The organism is Dyella sp. 01L423 (genome assembly GCF_056399945.1).
Genome location: NZ_JBFTSI010000011.1, coordinates 1 through 18,680 on the forward strand (window position 1 = coordinate 1; position 18,680 = coordinate 18,680).

Below are 18,680 nucleotides of genomic sequence, written 5' to 3' on the forward strand. Positions count from 1 at the left end.
CGAGATCGAAGCCAAAGCGGCGAACATCGAATGTTTGGGTCGAAATATTCGTAACCCGCAGGTGCAAGTCCCGCCCTCACTGGCGGTGATCTGCCAGCTACGCCCAGTGTCATGGAAGGCGGAACGGAATACCTATATCGGGTCGAAAGAGGACATTTGACTACCGTACTACGATCACTAAGGCCTGCGAAAATGCAGCCGCTTGCAAACTCGGTCAGGCAAGACCGGAGGAAGGAATCAAGTGACCAAGACGGAAGTGATCCATGGCCAATGCCGCTGTGGCGCGGTTCAGTGGCACCTCAAACGAATGCCCGAGTCAGCTACGGTGTGTAATTGCAGCGCATGTCACCGCTACGGTGCGCTGTGGGCCTATGACTATGAAGGAGACGGTATTCACGTCTCGGGCCCAACTCAAACCTACACGCAGGGACGGTGGGTCGTCTTTCACTTTTGCCCCGCCTGCGGCTGCGTGGCGTACTGGCGAGGCTTGAACGACGGCAAAGATGAGCGGCGCCCCATGGGAGTCAACCTTCGGCTGGCCGCCCTGGAGAGTGTTGCGACGATTCCCATCATCCGTCATGACGGGCTCAACACCACCGATGACCTGCCGCAAGACGGTCGATGCGTCACCGACTATTGGTTCTGAATCGCTCTCAAGTGGAAAGGGGCCGGAGGTCGTCAACCTATTTAACGACCTCCGCCCCCTCTCCCGGCTCCTCGGATGCCGCGAGAATGTCACCTCCTTTGGGGATCTGCACCAACGCGGCGGTCGACAAACCTGGCGACGAAGTTGGCGGCAAAGCGAACGAGAGCGGCGCTCCGTTCCACGTTCCCAAGTGAACGAGCTCGTGTACAACGTTGCGATGCAGCAGCGTACGGCCACTGTTCTCCCCCGCACGAATATGGACGCTGACCGCACGAGGGTCATAGCGCACGAGCCACACGTCGCAGGGTGACGACGCCTGGCCGGCGCCTATCGCAAGTTGGCTTTTGTCCCAACTCATGGTGGGGCCGTGGCTGGAGGCATGGTCAATGGCCTCGTTGAGTTGACGGCGATCCGTTCCTACCAGGTCGACCTGACCGTTGATATAGATCTGTGGCGTCCAGACGTTATCGTGCTTCTTGTTATGCGCGTAATCCCACTGCCTTTGTGTATAGGCGTCCCGGGCAAAAGTATCTTTCCAGCCGAGGGCGTCCCAGTAGGTCACGGCGAAGGACAGCGCAAGAATCCCTGGCTTTCCGGCAATGGCATTGAGGTTGTCCTGCGCTGGTGGGCACGACGAACAACCTTGGCTCTGGAATAGCTCGACGACTACCAGTGGACGCTGTTGCGTCGGCGGCGCGTCCTGTGCGTGGCTTAGGGCCGCGAAACCTCCCAGCCCGATGGTGCTAACAAGCAACTTGAGTAACGCTCGAGCAATCATGGCCACGCCCTCTTCGAGTCGGTTGTCACGCCAGCTGCGCCTGGCGTGCGCCTGCGTAAAGTACTTCGTTTCGGCCGGGGGCGAAGTTACAAGGAGCGGGATCCCCGTATCCGGCCCAAGTCATTGAAGTGTGATACTCGATGAATGGATCTAGTCAAACACCTCAATAATGGGACGTCGATTGCCTCCGGGGCCCGCTCTGGGTCGGAAACTGACCGTAGCCATCGCCTCCCGGCCAAACGTCGCGCACACGTTCGAGCAGCGACTCTACGAGGCGGAAAGCGCACTGACCATGACGTAGTAGCCATCAGGATCGATGAGCGAAAACTCCATGGTGCCAGTGGCTGGATTTTCGCTGGGCTGCCCAGCCAGTTGATCGACCAGCGCACGAGCTCTCGACAGCGCCGCTTCAAAATCGTCGACGCGAAAAAAAAGGATTAGCCCGTTCCCCGGCTTCGCCAGCCCGGCGCTCGTCAGCGTGGGATGCTCATGCGCACCCCAAGCATGGAGGCACAAGAGAACGGTTCCGTCGCTGTCGCGAATCTGCCCGAAATAATCATGGCCTGGCTGAGACGCCTCCTGCCCGAAAAGTGTCTGGTACCACTTGAAACTCGCAGCGACGTCATCTACCCCAATGATGGTCCAGAGGCGTTTCATCGAAGTCACCTTCCCGGTCGTTGGCCTAGCTTAGTTGTGCCACGATCCATGTGTGCCTCGGGTCGAAAACGGACATCTCACTGCCAAAGCTCGCCCATCACCAGCCTCAACGAAAAACCGTGAAAGCAGGCAGCTCGAGTTAATGCCTCGTAAGGCAATCCCACCGCAGGCGCACTACCCAAGCGCACTACGTAACTGATACGACCCTGCAACTCGCCACAGTCATGGCGCGCCCTCCCCTACACCTTTTTCAATATATCTCGCAGCGATTCAGGAGGGGCATACTCGCGCGGTCTCTTTAGTCGGAGGGACGCAAATGTCTGCAAAAGAACCTCACGATTCGCGGCCCGTGCGCAGGCCAGTTGAACGCGTCGCCGCTCCAGCCACTCAGGCGCGCGCGAAGCGTCTGTCGCCGGCGTATGCCTTGGCTTGGCTGCACCTGATTCCGGAATCTTTTTTTCCGGTCCGGTCTCGAAGCGATATGGCCGCCAAGATTTCGGCGGGGTTGTTCGGCAGCCCTTCGCCCGTGGCTCAACGAACCGGACACGCCTTGCCGGCAGCGGCGCAGCAGGCGCCTCGAAAGACATCAGGCGAGAGCTGACATTCGGAAAGCGAAGGAGACGTCCATGGGCCTCTGGTACCAGAACGGCTATACCGATCCCGTCTACATTGCGATTCTGTGGTTTGACCCCGCCTGCAATGTGCAACCCTGGCGCAAGAGTGGTTGGTACGAGGTCGACCCCGGATCGTCGGTCGAGATCGTCGGCGCGAATCTTCAAACGATTCCGGATCCCAATTTTGCCTGGTTCGCCCAGGCGGACGGCGCAGATGGGCCGTGCTGGTCGGGCGATCCTGCGCACAACTGGTATGCGATCCCGCACAACGCCGCCTTCGATCAATGCTATACGGACAACAACGGCTGCAACGCGGCATATCCATTCAATGCAGCAACACTCAACCAATCATCAGTCGATTGGACCATCGTTCTCCTGCAGCCCGGCATCGCGGGGCAAGGCCACCAGGGCTGCTCCTATGGCATGGCCGGATTACCGACGGCGCATCGCCTGAACTTCACGGTTCCGTCGCAGCTCGAGTCCAATTGGTGCTGGGCAGCCGTCGCGACGGGCGTGGCCCATTACTACGACAGCAGCAGTACGGTGACTCAATGCGAGGTGGTCAACAACCAACTCGGGCGGACCGATTGCTGCACGAACCCAGCTTCCAAAAACTGCAATGTCGCCGGTTATCTCAATAAAGCGCTGACCTTTGTCGGCCATCTCAAATCCGAACAAGGCTCGGCCGCAACCTATGCCGCGACATCGGATGCAGTGAACGCCGGGACACCTCCCTGCATCCGCATCGGGTGGTCCGGCGGGGGTGGCCACTTCATTGGCGTGTTCGGCATCGAGCCGACCAATATGCTTTGGGTGACCGATCCCATTTTCGGACAATCGCTGGTCAGCTATGCAACGTTTACCGGCGGAACGTATGAAGGCAACGGGTCATGGACCAACACCTATTTCACGCATTGATGCGAGTGAAACGCCATGCCGATCGAAATGCTCGAACCGCCGCGACTTTCCATTGAGGCGCTGGAGTCCGTGCTGCCGTCGCTCGTTGGAAACGCAGGCATCCTGCACCGCGCGCCGCGCTTTGCTGCCACCCTCCTCGCCTCGCCGCGAAGCCTGTCGCATCCGACCTTGTCCTATCCGGTCTATGCCCTCGGGCTCGACCACATCGCAGCGGGGGCCAGTCTAAGCAAAGCCAAGCTCGTGGCCTGGCGGCACGAATTCACCAGCGGTGACGAAGTGGTCGCTGCGGAAGTCTCGGCTGGACGCAAGCCGCACTTCGCCGGACTCAACGTCAACTCGAACTTCCGCTCGGTGCAAAAGGAGCTGCGCTCGGCCGTCGAAACCGGCAAAGGGTTCGCTGACCGAACCTATCAACCGAGGCTGCTGCAGGTATCGGCGCTGGGAACCCGTGCGCTGTGGCTGAAATCGACGTCGCGAACCCATGCGGACCTGCTCATCCCACTTTCGCCGGCGCAGTTCGGCCTGACCGCCCATCGACACTACTCATCGTCGGAATTCATCGAAGCGATCCGACCGGCCGCCGAAATCATTCTGCGTACCGATGCGTCTGGAAAGGGCACCTGAAAGTCGTCGAGAAGCCGGGACCAGGGCGCACTCTTTCAGCCACCCCCATGTGAGGGGTGAACAGTTTGCTTCCACGTCTTCAGCGCTCGAAGAGCCTCCAATGCCCCTCGGAGACGATCTCGACGACACCGCTCACCACTTTGATAGCGCTCTCGTCGTCCAGCGCATAGCCCGGCACTGGCAGGCGCGCGGCCCACTTTTCGGCGTCGGCCATGGTGTTCTGCGGGCACATGACGTTGTCCAGATGCGGGAAGATCGAGAAACCGACCATGCCTAGCGCGCCGTCGGTGCCAGCGGCCGGCTTCCAGCCCACGAACCTCTCGCCGACGTGCGGAGCCATCACCATGCTGCCGGCGCTAAGCCCCACGTAGACCATCTCGCTGAGCGAGGGGAACAGCTCCGCCAGGCCGGACTCACGCATCCAGTGATGCAGATACAAGACATCGCCACCGCACACCAGCAGGGCATCGGTCTGCCGCACCAAGGGGATCCAGTTCCCCTCGTCGATGCTGGGCAGCGCCGTCAGCTCAAGCATGCCTACGGACTTCCATCCCAGTTCGACCATGGGCGTTGGCGTCTGCCCGGCGATCTGCCGCCACGTCATGACCGCGGTCTCGGGCAGCATGCCGTACATCGCTGTAGGGATGCACAGGGCGGTGGACTCGGCAATGGGCTTGCCCAGCATGTCGACGAGGGCGTCACGGATGCTCCGATTGCTGACGCCGCCGGAAGTGAGGAGAAGCTTCATCGCGCCTTCCTTGTCCATCGAGAGCGGGGCCGGCCACGACGAAGTGTGTGTGCGTTTGAGCGCTGCCGGGTTTTTCAGCGGATGAGTCAATCACGGCGTCGCTGACTCGCACAAGTGTACGAGCCAGCTGCCGCGGGCTGGCAGGCTCGCGCGATGCTGGTCAGGCGACAATCTCCTGCCGATAGGGTGCGAAGTCGATGTAGTGCTCTTCCGTGCCACCCCAGAACGCCTCGCGCACGTACGGGGTCAACGGCAGGCGGTGGCGCAGGCGTTCGGGCAGGTCGGGATTGGAGGTGAAGTGGCGTCCGAACGCCACCAGGTCGGCGTCGCCGGCCTGAAGGATCGCGTCGGCGCCTTCGCGCGTGAATCCACCCGCGGCGATGATCGGTCCCTTGAAAACGCTGCGAAGGAACTGCGATGCCACCGGTTTGCCGTGCTCGTCGAGAGTCTCCACGCCCATCACGCGCGGCTCAATGACATGCAGATAGGCAAGGCCGTAGTCGTTGAGCCTGTCCGCAAAGTGGCCGAAGGTGGCTTCCGGATCGGAGTCGGAGATAGCGCCCCAGCGGCCACTCGGGGAAACGCGAACGCCAACGCGCGATGCACCGAACACGGCACTGAACGCCTCCACCACTTCGAGCGGAAGCCGCGCGCGCTTCGCGATCGTTCCACCATAAGCGTCCGTGCGCTTGTTGGTGCCGTCTTGCAGGAATTCATCCATCAGATAGCCGTTGGCAACGTGCAGCTCGACACCGTCGAGACCTGCACGCTTGGCGCGCTCCGCCGCCTGACGAAAAGACGCGACAAGCGCAGGAATTTCCTCCAGCGCGAGTTCGCGATGAGGCGACACCGGCACCCAGCCCTGCCGGGTCAGCGCCTGGCCTTCGAATGGCACGACCGAAGGCGCGATGGGTGCCCGGCCTTCGCTCAGGTCGCTATGGGATTGCCGGCCGTCGTGCGAGATCTGCATGAAGAGGCGGCCGCCCTTGTCATGGACGGCCTCAGCGATGCGCGACCACGCCTCAACGTGGCGATCCGTATGGATGCCGGGAGCACCGTAGTAGCCGCGACTATCGGAGGACGGATGGCTGGACTCAGTGATGATCAGCCCGCCCAGGCTTGCACGCTGCCGATAGTATTGGACCATCATCGAACTCGGCGTCTCATCCGCCTCCGCACGCAGGCGCGTGGTGGGCGCGTGCACCACCCGGTGGTTGAGTTCGTAGGGGCCAAGCTTGAAGCGGGAAAAAAGCAGCGATTGATCGTTGGCGACCATGGATGAGACCTCGTTGAGTGTGGCCCCGGCGGGGGCATCGTTCGCACTCAATCAAGTGGTGCCGGGTCGTTGCAGGAGAATGCCGGCGGCCATCCGAACAGAATGGCCGCCGGTTCCGCAATCGAATGTGAGACCGGGCGCAGCCGACTACAGGCTGCCCGGAACGCTCAAGCGCACGCCCGCGGCAGACGATCGCTCCGCCGTTTCGATCAGATCGTGCATGCGGATGGCGTCCCTGAAAGTAGGCGCCAGCTGCGTCCCTGCACTCACATCGTGCGCATAGGCAGCATAGAGATGTGCCAGCTCGAGTACCGCCGATGGAAGATCCGAAGCCGGAAGCGTGTCGTACTGGGCCGGCACCGGCATGGCTTGCATGGGCTGGTTGTCCCCAAGCGCACCGGTGATCAGGTAGTCGTCGCCAACGGCGCTGAAGGCCGACGTGTTGGTGATGCGGATATCTCCTGCGTCACCGGTGATGTCGATCTGCACACCCGATCCATTGCGCTTTCCGCCTTCGATATGCACGGACAGCACGGCGCCGCCAGGCAGTAGGCCACCGAGCACCATCTGGTCGGCATTGGTCGTGGGAATGACCTCGCCCGTTTCCCGAATGGTGACCTGATCGAATTGATTGACCATCACGGCCGACACCGCCGTCGGCCAGCCAACCGCTGTCAGCAGCATGTCGAGGAAATGGCCGGCGTAGATGGGGATGACGCCAGAGAAATTCTGCGGCGGCACCGTCCAGCGCAGCGACTGCGATCGCAGGGCCTGGAAGTAATTCATGCTCACATGCATGCGCACCGAGCGCAGCCTGCCGACAAAGCCCTGCTCGATCAGGTCCCGCAAGTAGCGGTTGTGCGGTGCCATACGCCGCTGCAGGCCAATGACATGGCGCACACCCTTTTCGCGGGCAGCCCGCTCCAGCTCGCGCGCGATGGCAGCATTGAGCGTCAAAGGCCATTCGCAATACACATCCTTGCCGGCGGCGATGGCGGCGCGAACGGCCATCTCGTGTTGCGGCGCCGTGGTCAGCACGACGACCAAATCGACCTCGGGATGATGGACGAGATCCTCGAGCGACCCCACCACATGACGAAAACCGTAGGTCCTGGCGCCCTCCTCCGCGGCATCCGCACGTTGGCTATAGAGCGCCGTCAACTCGTATTGAGGCAACAGCGAAAGCACGCGCACATGGCCGTGCCGGGCCCAGTTGCCGAAACCAACAACGCCGACCCGTATCGGCTTCTTAGTATCCATCGTTTGAACCATGTCACTTGCTCACAGAAGGTGGAGACCTGTCAGATGAGGGCTCTGCGGTGCTCCGGTAGTGACGCAAACGTCCTCTCTGAGTGGAATGACACGCTCAAGACCAACGGATTGCCTGGCCTGGGGAGCATGGCGGCATGGCTTCGCCGTCAGCTCTTACCTTCGTTGACCACATAGGTATAAAACCGCACTCGGCCATCCTCGGGTACCTGATAGACCCCTTGCACCTCATAGGAGAAGCCCGGGAACCGGTTGCAGCTTTCCTCGAACGCCAGGAAGTAATCGATCATGGGTTGGGCGCGATCGTCGTAGCGCTCGCCCGGTATCACGATGCCAATGCCCGGTGGATAGATCAACGCGAGAGTGGCTGCAATGCGACCCTTGACCTGATCCATGGGCACGAAATCCACGCGACCGCTGACCAGGGCCTCGTTCGCTTCCCGCGCCGACATGGCCTGTTCCGGGAATGATTCGTAGCGAAAGCTCAGGCGCTGCAATTCCTTGACGTTCCTCGACGCATAGAACTCGTGCATTTCCTGCGCGACCTGGCGCACGGTGTAGCCGCGATATCGCTCCTGGTACTTGCGGGACAGGGCGGGAAGGACCTGATCGAGCGGATGGTCTTCGTCATAGTGGTCGCGGAAGCGCTCCAGTGCCGCGAGAAGCATCGCCATCTTGCCCTCGCCCACCGCGGGCGTCATGAGGAAGAGAATGCTGTTGAGGTCATTCTTCTCCGGGATGACATGGTTCTCCCGTAGGTAGTTGGCGACGACCGTGGCGGGAATGCCGCTGCTGGCGTACGCGCCCGTTCTTGGGTCGATCCCGGGCGTCGTGAGCATGAGCTTGGTCGGGTCGACCATCGCGGCGTCGGCACCCAGATGCCGATAGCCGTGCCAGGTTTCCTGTGGGTCGAGCTGCCAGTACTCCTGTTCCACAGCCAGTACATCGGTAGGCACGTCTTCCCACTTGATGCGTTCGCCCTGGTACTTCACCGTATCCGGTACAAACGGATTGAGGAAGCCGGCGAACCGCTTGCGTATGGCCTTCCTGGCCTCGATGCCGAGCCGCACCATGTCATCCCACAGCACGCGCCCAGCCTTGTCGGCATGCATCTGCGCGTTGACGTCCAGGCTGGAAAACAAGGGATAGAAAGGCGACGTCGATGCCTGCAGCATGAACATCTCGTTGAACCGCTTATGGTTCACCCGAAATGCCTGTTCGCGGATATGCGCGTCGCGCACATGAATCTGCGATGCCTGCGAAAAGCCCGCCAACTGCTTGTGGGTTGACTGGGTGGCGATGATGCCAGGGTCCTTGTCCGTCAACGACAGGCTCATGCCGAAGTGATCTTTCATCAATGGATGGAACGCGCCAAAGCCCGCCCAAGCCTCGTCGAAATGGATGTACTCGCAGAGATGGCCGATCTTCTCCAGCACCTTCTTCGCGTTGTATACGATGCCGTCGTACGTGCACTGCTCGATGATGGCAACGCGAATGGGTCGCTCGCGCTTCCACGCATCGGTATCCTTGAGGCGCGGATGATGCTTGATCTTGTCGCGTATCGACTGTTCGTCGAAAGCATCCCAGTCGATAGGTCCGACCATGCCGAATCCATTGCGATCGGCTTGGAGATAAACAGGAATGGCCCCGGCGAAAATCAGCGCACCGTGGTGATTGGACTTGTGATTGTTCCGATCGAACAGGACGATGTCGCGGCTGGTCAACAGCGCCGTGTTGACCACTTTGTTCGATGCCGAGGTGCCATTGAGCACGAAGTATGTGCGGTCGGCCAGGAATACGCGTGCCGCGGCTTGCTGTGCGGCCAGTGCGGGACCTTCGTGGATCAGCAGGTCACCCAGGGACACCATGGCATTGCAGATGTCATCGCGGAACACGTTCTCGCCCATGTGCTCGTAGAACAACCGGCCGACCGGATGGCGCATGAACATCTGCCCACCCTGATGTCCAGGGCAGGCCCAGGTGCGATTGGCATCGAAGTCGTACTGCATCAGCGTGCCAAAGAATGGCGTTAGCAGGCTCGACACATATTGTTCCACCGAGGCCACCAGGCGCTTCTCGTAGAAGTCGCGGCTTTCGAGATCGGCGATCACGACGCCGTCCAGCGACTTCAGGAACGGATCATGGAATGTTTCATCGTGCCGTTCGCTCATCATGAAGATGGGCATGCGCAAGCCGCGCGCATCGCGTGTTTCGATGGCTATTGGCGCCAGTGCCCGCGACACCACGATGGCGCCCAGATCGGCGCCGGATCGAATGGCTTCGGCCATGTCACTTGGCGATGCAACCACCGTGCGGAAATGCAGATCCTGCTCGATGATGCTGCTGACCTCTTCGCTGCGATCACCTGCAATGAGGATGCGGAAATAGTGGAGAAATGGGATGCTCATGACGACCACTCCCTTGAAAGGGCGATAAAGGTCGAACGGCGTCTGCAGTAATAGCAGCCTCGTGAGAGTGCAGTGGGAGTGCTTTACTCCGGACTGCGCCGGCGATTGTCGACGACATGGCGTGAATCAGTCGCGAAGCGGGCCTAAGCGCGTCAAGCATGCGCGTGCCTGCTGAAGATGCCGACTTCGATGACTTGGCGAAAGCAAGCGCGTCGGAATGCCAGAGGCATTAAGAAACACTACGGTGCGCAAACCAAGCAGAACTACATAGGTAGGTGTGATCACCAAGGCGAGGCGCGTTAGCTCTGGCACGCAGCCCTAAGCTATCAGTGCAACAAGCAAGGGGGACTCAACTGCTGTACGACTTTTCGCCAGATTCGAATGGCATCGTTTCAGAGAGAACTAGACAGGCTTTCCGCTTCCAAGCAGGCTCGAATCCCAACCCGCACGCTCAGCTCCAGCCTCGTATGCAGACCGAAAGAACGCCAGCAGATCGCCATCTGGGTCCTTCGATTGGCGCAGGTCGTCGTAATCCAGAATGAACTCGCCCATCGCCGCATCCCAGCGGGCACTCGCGGGGCTTATGGGTGCGCCCTCGATGTCCGCCGGCTGCGGATAGGTGAACGAGTAGAACGCCGGCTTGGGATACGCGGCACTGCCAGCCCACCAGCCCATCTCGATAAGTTCGGCGTTCATGGCATTGCGCCGGATGTAGTCGGACTTGGGAGGAGGTGCAACGGCCTTGCCGTTGTAGAGCACATCGCGGATATCCAGCGTCCCCCACATCAGGCCGATAGGTTGCATCTTGCCCTCAAAGGCACCGCGAAAAGCCTGCATTACGCGCTGTGTGCTCAGCATGATGCGCCACCAGTTCTGGGCCATGGCTGGCTCATAGGAGCGACGCTCTCTGTCGTGGTCGAACGGAATGGGGTTGGCCACTTCTTGCGGCATCAGGTTGATGGATACGTCGACGCCCACCTTTTTCAGAAGGCCGAAGAGCCGCTCCACAAACTCGGCAACGGACATCGCCACCAACGTGAAACGCGCCGAGCGCCCCCAGCTGGTGACGCAGATCAGCTCGTGAGAGATCAGATCCACGCTGATTTCATACGCACCACCCGCATAGTCGATCGGTCCTGTCGTCAAACCTCGCGCACTCATCGAAATCACGATTGCGGACCATTGCGGCTGAAACGGTGCCTTGAGCTTCAACTTGCCGACCGCTTGCAAACCCATGTGAAGCAAATACTGGGTGCCAGCAAAGTCCGGGTAGGAAAGTTGTGGCCATGGATCAGCGTGGAATTCACTCGGGACAGGCACGGCGGCATCCTTTTCTGAGGGGCGAGAGGCCAGATGCAACGTTACGTTGCAGTGTTTTCGGCGCGGCTCGCCGGGAGCCACGCTCGTTCGACAGCCATGGCTGTGTTACGGCTCGCCACCCTGCTCCTGCCACTGCTTGAACTTCGCGCACATGTCCTCAGTCCAGCGAGGCTCACCGCACGATGGCGGCGGCATGTGACCGCTGGCGACCGATTTATAGATGGCGTCGGCATGCTGAAACACGCTGTCGCGGTCACCGAGGTCCATGCTCTTGATCATGTGAGCGACATCCATGCCCGTGAACATGGGAAGAATATCGCGGGTGAAGCTCAGCTTGGCAGGCGTTGGCATGTTTCATCTCCCAGTGGGAACGCGGTGCACCGGGAATCCCCGGCACTCCTACGCATGCTACGCCGCCTGGCGTCAATGACCTGTCGCGTGATCGGTGGCCGCGCCTTGCGCGCGGCCACCATTGCTATGCCTACTTGCCTTCGGGCACAAGATTGGCCAGCTTGCCCTTCTTGTCGAACTCGCAGCTGAAATTCTTCTTGCCATCCATGCCTGCGTCGGCAACACCGGTGATCGTGTAGCCCGCGTCCGCAGCCTGCACCGGCTGCAGCTGGATGTAGTCGTTCTTCACATCGAATTTCTTCGCTGCAGCATCCAGGCAGCGGGTGGTCAACTTGCCGGGGTCGGGCCGGTCGGATGCAAAGGCGTGCGAGCTCAGGACAAGCGCTAGGGAAGCGGCCAGGAGCAAGGAAGAATGGCGCATGGGTCGATCTCCGTACGAGGCACGAGGCCGGATTCATTACCACCGGAGTGTGCCTCCCGTTTCCTTGCGGCAGGATGAATCGCGGGTGCACATTCATCCTGTCTGGTTCGGATTGCCGTGTGATACGCGCGTCGAAAAATGGTGTAGACCACACTTCTTCCCCCTCGTCGGCCGAAGAAGAAGGAGCGCAACGGCGCTCCCCTTCTATGGATGTGCCAGGAATTGTCCCTGACACCATTGCTCCCTTCGCGTGCCCGACCAAGGTGGCTCGGCCGATCGATCGTTACTCCTGAAGTTACCCTCATCTAATGGGACGAAGTGCGCCGCTGCGCCCTCTTTGCCGCCAAAACAAAAAACGCCGGAAAGGAAATTCCGGCGTTTTTTTGATAGTGAATCTAGTGACGAATCAGGCTAGTTATAGGCGATCGTAAAGGTCGCCACCCCGTTGGCGGTGCCCGCGGTGGCCGTACTCAACGTCTTGATGTAGCGCCCCTTCAACGGAATCGTGACGTCAGCGCCCGTGGTGCTTGCTGCCAGCCACTGCCCGGCATTGCCGATGGTGGACGAATCTGCGCCAAACGTCACCGGCGTACCATTCCATAGAACCTGGATCCCGACGCCGGTAGCCGTGGAGCCCGAAGCCAGCTTCATTGTGTTCGTGCGATTACCTGGGTTCGTTGAATCGGTCACGGTCACGTAGACGTTCGTGGAAGCGCCAGCCGTTGATCCGGCGGTACAAGACAGTTTCAGATTGAAATCCACAGGATTGGATGTAGCACCTACGGCACCCGCCGCCGACATCGTTCCCAAATTGACCGAGACATTGGGCGTCGACACAGTACAGCTCGGGTTGCTGGGCACGATGACCAGCGGGCCCGACCACCGATAGGTCATGAACGTCGTGGTTACCGCCCCCGAACTGCTGAGAGCTTGCGTATAGGCGATATCACCCGACCAAGTGCCACCGGCAGGAATGGGGCCCGTCTTGATCAGCTCGACCTTGATCGTTCGTGGATACCAGCCCATGGCGTAGTAGAGATAGGGGCAGCTGATTGGCCAAAGGCCCTGACTACAATCCATGCTGGAGCTGGATACCCGGTAGGCCACGCCTGGAATACCGGTATCGTAGAGATTGCCGCCCAGGGGCGTTCGCGCGCCAATGTAACGGATACCCAAATTGGCGGAGCCATAGGCGTCAACACCCGAGCAGTAGGTAAAGGCGTAATCCCCCGTATCAGGGAATGACGCGGAAACCGTGCCAATAACGCTGCCTACCGCCGCGTTGGCGGGAACGTTGATCGTTGCAGGGCTGAAGTAATACATCTGCGAATACGGGCAGACAACGTTGGCCTTCGCCGTTCGAGGGATCAAGGGCGATAGAACAATGGCGAGAAGAAGGGCGATGTATACGAATGTGCGGTTCATACGGGTGACCTGCTGAAGGCTTGAATGGGCGCATGGCTGCTAGTGCAGGCTTTGGTGCGCCGCACCTGATTTGGGGTGATGACGTGAATAGTGCGCAATGACTGCGGCTCGCCGTGAGGCTCGCCCTCGATTACTGGCATCGCGACTCAATGCCATCGATGACGGTCGACTTTGCGTCCTTATCGCGCGCCGGCAACTGGTAGCTGACCTTGCACTGCTTGGTCTCGCCATCGCCCCAACGCACCTGCAACGTGCCGCCTTCCTCTGCGCCACGCACGAACAACTGGCCACCCTGGCCAACTACGCCAATGCTCTGTCCGTTGGCATCCAGCACATCCGCGCCAAACGGAATCGCGTCGCCATTGGGCTGCGTCGCATGAATCAGCACGGCGCGACCGCTGGCCGTTTCGAACTTCAGCGGGATCACCGCGCCTGCGCGCGGCGCCGTCTGCAGACGCGTGGTCTGCAGTTCCACGTCGCTGGACGTGCCAGCCGGATCCAGCGTTACGTCATTCATCCGGTACGGCACCAAGTTGGTGGCCACTGCGTAGCCGCGACCATCGACCGTGGTCAGGCCGCTGCTGGTGATGCGCGCACCCTTGGCGCCCGGCGCGCTGATGATGGCGATCGGGCTGTTGAGATCCAGCTGCGGCGACAGCGTGATGCCACCCGGATGCACCACAGCACCACCGGCCGCGCTGACCGAGGCCTGCTGATAGTTGCTCGAGTACGAGTAGCTGCCGTTGAGATTGGCGTACGGCGCCTGCCAGCCCAGCGTGCCGCTGGCGGAGGCCTGCGAACCGCCGTTGTTGTAGTCGCTGTAGGTGGCGCTGCCGCCGTAGTTGAACTCGCTGTTCTTGCCGAAGGTGCCAGTGACGCCGACGCGGCCGTTGTCGCCCATGACATCGTCGTGGGTGGCGTTGAACGACAGCTGCGGCGCGTTGCGCGAGGACGGACCACCCAGCGGAATCGACACGTTCAGGCCGAACTGGTTGTCGTAGTGCGAGCCGTTGTACATCGGTCCAGCCGAGTAGGTGCGGCTGGCGGTAATGCCAAAGTTCACGCGCTTGTAGCTGTTGCTGTAACCCATCTGGTACGTCGTGGCATCGGTCATGCCATTCCAGTAGGTGTTGCGCGAACCATTGAAGTACAGCTGGCCGTACTTGCCGCCAAAGTCCTGGTTGATGGTGACGTTGAGGCGCTGTTTCTGCCGCATCGTGTTGACCACGTCCATGCTGGTGGTATGCATGGACGTCATCATGTCCTGCGTGAGCACGGCATCACTCAGCGACAGGTAGTTGCCGTTGGAGTAGCGATACGAAGCCAGCGCAAACGTCGTCCCCGAGGTGGGAATCGCCTTCGAATACGACGCGCGGTAGCTGTAACCCGAGAGCGACTGGGTGCCCTTGAAGGTGGTGTGCGAATTGGTGACGTCCAGCGCAAACGCGCCAATGGAGGTATTGACCGCCGCGCCACCCAGGTAAGAGTGGTACAGATCGCGGTAGGTGGACTGCACGCCACCATAAACCGTCAGCCAGTTGTTGATGCCGCGCTGGTAGGTGCCTTCGACGAAGTACGGCTTGTCGTTGCGCAGCGCGTCGTTGCGCACCTGGCCGTCCGTCACCGCCCAGCGGCCCACGCCCGGGCGCAGCAACATCGGCACGGCGGAATACGGCACCACGAAGCTGTGCACGCTGCCATCGGCTTCGAACACGCTCACGGTGAGGTCGCCGCCGTAACCGGTGGCATACAGATCGTTGACCACGAACGGGCCCGGGGCCACCGTGGTCTGGTACAGCAGGTTGCCGTTCTGGCGCACTTCCACGCGAGCCTGCGTATTGGCAGTGCCGCGCACGGTCGGGGCGTAGCCCTGCTGCGAATCGGGCAGCATGCGGTCATCGCTGTACACGGTCACGCCGCGGAACGGCGTGGTGTCGAACACGATGCCCTGGGTGTAGCTGTCGCCCAGGGTGATCTGCGCCTTCCACTTCGTAATGTCGTGGGTGGCGGTGGTGTTGACGTTGGTCCAGTGCTTTTGGCCCGTGCGCTCATCCCACTGCACGTTTTCCTGACTGCGGATACGCCAGCCGGCCACATTCAGGCCTAGATTGAGGCCGAGATAGGCATTGATGTCGCTGGAACTGTTGCCGGCCGACTGCGCAGGCGCAAACGAGCCGCGCTGCACCGGCACGTACTGGCCAGCGGCGTTGAGCATGTAGTTGCCCGAAGGCGCGGCCGTGTACGAGCCGCCGGGACCCGGCACGTAATACTGATTGCCCTGCACTTGCACCAGGCTGCCATCCTCGGCCAGGGCGCTACCGAAGCCGGGATTGCGCGGGCCGGAATAGTTCTGGTTGAGCGAGTAGGCGTTGAAGTTGTAGCCGACCAGCAAGGCGGTTTCGCCCTGGTCCCACAGCTCCGGGCTCACGTAACCGCGCGCCTGGCGCTTGAGCGATTCCTGCGGAATGGACGCGTCAAGGCGCAGCTGGCCCACGTCCATGGTCACGTTGGCATCGGCGCTGATGTCGCGAATCGACACGCAGACGTTCTGCGGATTGACCACCTTCTGATCGAGCGCACTCACGTCCACACCCATCTGCACGAGCGTGGCGTAGTCGAAGCACGGCTGCGCGACCTGGCTGCCATCTACCGCGTGGAACTGGATGTTCTTGCGCGCGACGCGACCGTCGTTGACGAACACGTCGACGTTGTAGCTGCCAGGCAGCACCGGGTTGCCCTTTTCGAAACGCGATACGTCCACCGTCTGACTGGAGGCGGTAAAGGCGCTGCTGAATTCCACGGCACCCGGATCGGCGGCAGGCGCGACAGCTGCAGCCGGCGCGGCCAGCAGAGCTGCCGGTGCCAAGCCCAACGCCAACATCACCGACCAGCTCAGAAAGCGTGGGCGCGGCGTGTGGCACGTAGTGGCTTCCGTCGAGTGCATGGAATACATGGAAGTGATGCTCGTCGCGTTCATGGATGTCACCGGGTTTTTGGGACAAAGACTCCCCGCCGGACGAGCCACGGTTGCGGCGCCGGTAAACAGTCTTGAGGGGCAATGCCCTGGCGGGCGGCTTGCTGGAGTTAGCTCTTGATGCTCGGTTGGTGCGTCGCGCTAGATCAGCGTCGGAGGTGTTTTGCTGTGTTTCCCGACCTGATTAGGATCGCGCCGCGGCTGCCTCTGAAACATAAGAGCCGTCTTAAAAACCACCACTTTTCAGAGCCTTCAGAATCGTCTCAATGAAAGACGACCCGACCGACGCCGCGCCCTGCCCTCCATTCGCTCAATCGACGAATGGCGCGGTCGCGTCCTTGCCGAGCTCTTCCTCCATGGCGGGAAGTGCGCCGTTTTCGCGCCAGTGATCAGCGCGTGTAGCTGATCTCGTGCGGGTTGAAACCACCAAAATCGTTGATGGCCGTGACCACGAGCTTTCCACCGGCATCCGGCGTGCCCGAGATCGGGAACGTGCCTTTGCCCTTGGCCGGACACATGCCACCCTTGCTGACGGAAGGCTCTTCCGGCGCGCCCTTGAAAGAAACATCGCTGAAGGAGACGCTGTACGGCGTGTCGTTGGTGCATTCCACGTCGTATCCCTTGCCGTTGGACACCAGCCGCCAATGGGTCTGATCCACCGCTTCGTCCGCCGTGCCCTGCAGGCCCTTGGGACGGTAGAACAACTTGAGACGCGAACGCACCGCAAGCTGCATGAAGTTGTCCGCTGCTTCCGTGCCAGCCTTGGGCTTGGGCGGAATCTCGAGAACATTGAGCCAGAACACTGTTTCTCGATCCTGCGGGAGATTGCCCGCACCGGTAAACATGAGACGCAGGGTCTGGCCCTTGCCGGGATCGACGCGCGACATCGGCGGCGTGATCACAAACGGCGCTTTACTGGTTTCGGCCCGCTCGCTGGCGTCGCCGGTATCGATCCATGCCTGGATGAGACGTGCTTCCTTGCCATCATTGACCATGCTCAACGAAACCTCGCGCTCATTGGCGGGATACACCACACGCGTAGCGTTGATGGTGACGCCGGCATAGGCGGAGCTGAGGCTCGCGGCGATGACGGTCACGGCGCACAAGGCGCGGCTGAAGACTTTCATATCACTGCTCTCTAGGCTGGAGACGAACAACATTGACCCGGATCGGGTTGAGCAAGGCCGGCGAACCGGCCTTGCTCCTGAAGGCCCTAAAGAGCGATCAGTTGTACTGCATCGAGTACGTCAGGTACGTGGTGACCGCACCGGCGGTGGACGCGCCACCCTTGGCGAGGTACTGGCCCACGTAGTTCAGGGTCGCGGTGTTGCCGGCGATGGTGGCGGCCGGCTGGTTGCTGGCGGCGATCAGCGTGGCGCCGTTGGTCACGGCGGCGTTGATGCCCAGGTTGATCGGCTGGTTGTTGGCCGGGTTCACCATGCGGACCTGCACGTTGGTGGCGCCACCAGCAGCCTGGTTCTTCAGCGCGCCCGTGGCGGTGTCCAGAGCCGGCGTGGCAGTGGTTTCGACCCACAGAGCAGCCGTCTTGCCGTTGGTGCAGTTGGTGCCACCGCCGAGGATCAGCGAGAAGTTGGTGTCGCCAGCGGTCTTGCCGTCGGCAGCCAGGGCCGAGGTGCTGACGGTCGGCAGGGTCACGGTGATGTTGCCCGTGCCGGTGGCAGCGCCGCCGCCGGTGATGGTGCAGGTGGTGTCGGTGATCTGGCCGTTGAACGTGATGGTGCCGTCAGCAGCGGAAGCCTGCACAGCGACGAGGCCAAACGCCAGAGCCAGAGCGGCGGAGAAAAGAGTCTTCTTCATAAATAGTTCCTAGGTTTAAAAGTCGTCTTTCCAGGGATCGGCTGGAAGGTTGGGGATGGCCTCGCGATCCGATATCCCCGGCTGGGGTGAGGCAACTCGTCGACAGGGGGGGCCTTGTTCGACCTGCGTATGATCCTGATGACAGCTTGGGGAAAACATCAGAGCACTCTCAAAAAGCGTTGCGCGCTGACACAAGCCAATGACCCATCGCCCTTCCGTGTGCAGTGCCGTGCTGGAGGAAACGTGCCTTCGCGTGCGTGGATACAAGTAGATGCGCGCTGCTCGTGAAGGCATCGACAGCCGAACTGACCGCCATTCAACGCTGGCTCGCGTTGCACGTCGGGTACGAAGCATCGACTGGAAGCAAGCGGGTTCGAGAGGAACGCTCAGCTCTTGCAGATGAAGGGGCTCTTGGCGGCCCCTTCTTCCGTCC

16 protein-coding genes are annotated in these 18,680 nt (G+C 61.0%); 3 read left to right on the forward strand and 13 right to left on the reverse strand.

The genetic code is table 11. The features are described 5' to 3' along the window. Positions 1 to 241 precede the first annotated feature (241 nt). A complete protein-coding gene (locus AC1DMY_RS20235; RefSeq protein WP_477166652.1) occupies positions 242 to 646 on the forward strand; it encodes a GFA family protein in 405 nt (134 codons plus the stop codon). Between the two features lie 37 nt (positions 647 to 683). Here the strand turns inward: AC1DMY_RS20235 and AC1DMY_RS20240 are convergent, their stop codons facing one another. Then, positions 684 to 1,424 (reverse strand): DUF1223 domain-containing protein, encoded by a 741-nt coding sequence (locus AC1DMY_RS20240; RefSeq protein WP_477166683.1) that lies wholly within the window; start codon positions 1,422 to 1,424, stop codon positions 684 to 686. A 267-nt stretch (positions 1,425 to 1,691) separates the two neighbouring features. Continuing rightward, on the reverse strand, positions 1,692 to 2,081 hold the full coding sequence (locus tag AC1DMY_RS20245; RefSeq protein WP_477166653.1) for a VOC family protein: 390 nt from the start codon (positions 2,079 to 2,081) through the stop codon (positions 1,692 to 1,694). 626 nt (positions 2,082 to 2,707) lie between these two features. Between AC1DMY_RS20245 and AC1DMY_RS20250 the strand changes: the two genes are divergently transcribed. Both AC1DMY_RS20250 and AC1DMY_RS20255 read left to right on the forward strand, forming a co-directional pair. Next, a complete protein-coding gene (locus AC1DMY_RS20250) occupies positions 2,708 to 3,613 on the forward strand; it encodes a papain-like cysteine protease family protein (protein ID WP_477166654.1) in 906 nt (301 codons plus the stop codon). 15 nt (positions 3,614 to 3,628) lie between these two features. After that, positions 3,629 to 4,237: a hypothetical protein gene (locus tag AC1DMY_RS20255; RefSeq protein WP_477166655.1), complete on the forward strand. Its 609-nt coding sequence runs from the start codon at positions 3,629 to 3,631 to the stop codon at positions 4,235 to 4,237. A gap of 79 nt (positions 4,238 to 4,316) precedes the next feature. On the opposite strand, the gene AC1DMY_RS20260 is transcribed toward AC1DMY_RS20255, so the two are convergent. From AC1DMY_RS20260 to AC1DMY_RS20310, 11 genes are all read right to left on the reverse strand, one after another. Continuing rightward, positions 4,317 to 4,985 carry a Type 1 glutamine amidotransferase-like domain-containing protein gene (locus AC1DMY_RS20260; protein WP_477166656.1) on the reverse strand — a complete coding sequence of 223 codons (669 nt, stop codon included), beginning with the start codon at positions 4,983 to 4,985 and terminating at the stop codon, positions 4,317 to 4,319. A gap of 160 nt (positions 4,986 to 5,145) precedes the next feature. Further along, entirely contained in the window at positions 5,146 to 6,261 is a 1,116-nt protein-coding gene (locus AC1DMY_RS20265) for an alkene reductase (protein ID WP_477166657.1), read from the reverse strand. Between the two features lie 147 nt (positions 6,262 to 6,408). Then, positions 6,409 to 7,521, reverse strand: coding sequence for a Gfo/Idh/MocA family protein (locus tag AC1DMY_RS20270; RefSeq protein ID WP_477166658.1), 1,113 nt, complete (start codon positions 7,519 to 7,521; stop codon positions 6,409 to 6,411). A 158-nt stretch (positions 7,522 to 7,679) separates the two neighbouring features. After that, on the reverse strand, positions 7,680 to 9,938 hold the full coding sequence (gene speC / locus AC1DMY_RS20275; RefSeq protein ID WP_477166659.1) for an ornithine decarboxylase: 2,259 nt from the start codon (positions 9,936 to 9,938) through the stop codon (positions 7,680 to 7,682). 402 nt (positions 9,939 to 10,340) lie between these two features. Next, positions 10,341 to 11,258, reverse strand: a complete 918-nt coding sequence (locus AC1DMY_RS20280; RefSeq protein WP_477166660.1) for a DUF5996 family protein — start codon at positions 11,256 to 11,258, stop codon at positions 10,341 to 10,343. A gap of 105 nt (positions 11,259 to 11,363) precedes the next feature. Next, positions 11,364 to 11,609: a hypothetical protein gene (locus AC1DMY_RS20285; RefSeq protein ID WP_477166661.1), complete on the reverse strand. Its 246-nt coding sequence runs from the start codon at positions 11,607 to 11,609 to the stop codon at positions 11,364 to 11,366. 130 nt (positions 11,610 to 11,739) lie between these two features. Continuing rightward, positions 11,740 to 12,030, reverse strand: a complete 291-nt coding sequence (locus AC1DMY_RS20290; protein ID WP_477166662.1) for a hypothetical protein — start codon at positions 12,028 to 12,030, stop codon at positions 11,740 to 11,742. A 411-nt stretch (positions 12,031 to 12,441) separates the two neighbouring features. Beyond that, positions 12,442 to 13,455 (reverse strand): fimbrial protein, encoded by a 1,014-nt coding sequence (locus AC1DMY_RS20295; RefSeq protein WP_477166663.1) that lies wholly within the window; start codon positions 13,453 to 13,455, stop codon positions 12,442 to 12,444. 130 nt (positions 13,456 to 13,585) lie between these two features. Continuing rightward, positions 13,586 to 16,432: a fimbria/pilus outer membrane usher protein gene (locus AC1DMY_RS20300; RefSeq protein ID WP_477166664.1), complete on the reverse strand. Its 2,847-nt coding sequence runs from the start codon at positions 16,430 to 16,432 to the stop codon at positions 13,586 to 13,588. Positions 16,433 to 16,818: 386 nt separating this feature from the next. After that, positions 16,819 to 17,556 carry a fimbrial biogenesis chaperone gene (locus tag AC1DMY_RS20305; protein WP_477166665.1) on the reverse strand — a complete coding sequence of 246 codons (738 nt, stop codon included), beginning with the start codon at positions 17,554 to 17,556 and terminating at the stop codon, positions 16,819 to 16,821. A 97-nt stretch (positions 17,557 to 17,653) separates the two neighbouring features. Further along, complete coding sequence (locus AC1DMY_RS20310; protein WP_477166666.1) at positions 17,654 to 18,247, reverse strand: fimbrial protein; 594 nt, start codon at positions 18,245 to 18,247, stop codon at positions 17,654 to 17,656. Between the last annotated feature and the right edge of the window lie 433 nt (positions 18,248 to 18,680).

Excerpts from the sequence above, each read along its gene's own strand:
- speC (WP_477166659.1), bottom strand. The coding sequence starts at position 9,938 with ATGAGCATCCCATTTCTCCACTATTTCCGCATCCTCATTGCAGGTGAT.
- AC1DMY_RS20310 (WP_477166666.1), bottom strand. The coding sequence starts at position 18,247 with ATGAAGAAGACTCTTTTCTCCGCCGCTCTGGCTCTGGCGTTTGGCCTC.
- AC1DMY_RS20270 (WP_477166658.1), bottom strand. The coding sequence starts at position 7,521 with ATGGATACTAAGAAGCCGATACGGGTCGGCGTTGTTGGTTTCGGCAAC.
- AC1DMY_RS20285 (WP_477166661.1), bottom strand. The coding sequence starts at position 11,609 with ATGCCAACGCCTGCCAAGCTGAGCTTCACCCGCGATATTCTTCCCATG.
- AC1DMY_RS20250 (WP_477166654.1), top strand. The coding sequence starts at position 2,708 with ATGGGCCTCTGGTACCAGAACGGCTATACCGATCCCGTCTACATTGCG.
- AC1DMY_RS20295 (WP_477166663.1), bottom strand. The coding sequence starts at position 13,455 with ATGAACCGCACATTCGTATACATCGCCCTTCTTCTCGCCATTGTTCTA.
- AC1DMY_RS20240 (WP_477166683.1), bottom strand. The coding sequence starts at position 1,424 with ATGATTGCTCGAGCGTTACTCAAGTTGCTTGTTAGCACCATCGGGCTG.
- AC1DMY_RS20305 (WP_477166665.1), bottom strand. The coding sequence starts at position 17,556 with ATGAAAGTCTTCAGCCGCGCCTTGTGCGCCGTGACCGTCATCGCCGCG.
- AC1DMY_RS20260 (WP_477166656.1), bottom strand. The coding sequence starts at position 4,985 with ATGAAGCTTCTCCTCACTTCCGGCGGCGTCAGCAATCGGAGCATCCGT.
- AC1DMY_RS20245 (WP_477166653.1), bottom strand. The coding sequence starts at position 2,081 with ATGAAACGCCTCTGGACCATCATTGGGGTAGATGACGTCGCTGCGAGT.
- AC1DMY_RS20255 (WP_477166655.1), top strand. The coding sequence starts at position 3,629 with ATGCCGATCGAAATGCTCGAACCGCCGCGACTTTCCATTGAGGCGCTG.
- AC1DMY_RS20265 (WP_477166657.1), bottom strand. The coding sequence starts at position 6,261 with ATGGTCGCCAACGATCAATCGCTGCTTTTTTCCCGCTTCAAGCTTGGC.
- AC1DMY_RS20290 (WP_477166662.1), bottom strand. The coding sequence starts at position 12,030 with ATGCGCCATTCTTCCTTGCTCCTGGCCGCTTCCCTAGCGCTTGTCCTG.
- AC1DMY_RS20300 (WP_477166664.1), bottom strand. The coding sequence starts at position 16,432 with ATGAACGCGACGAGCATCACTTCCATGTATTCCATGCACTCGACGGAA.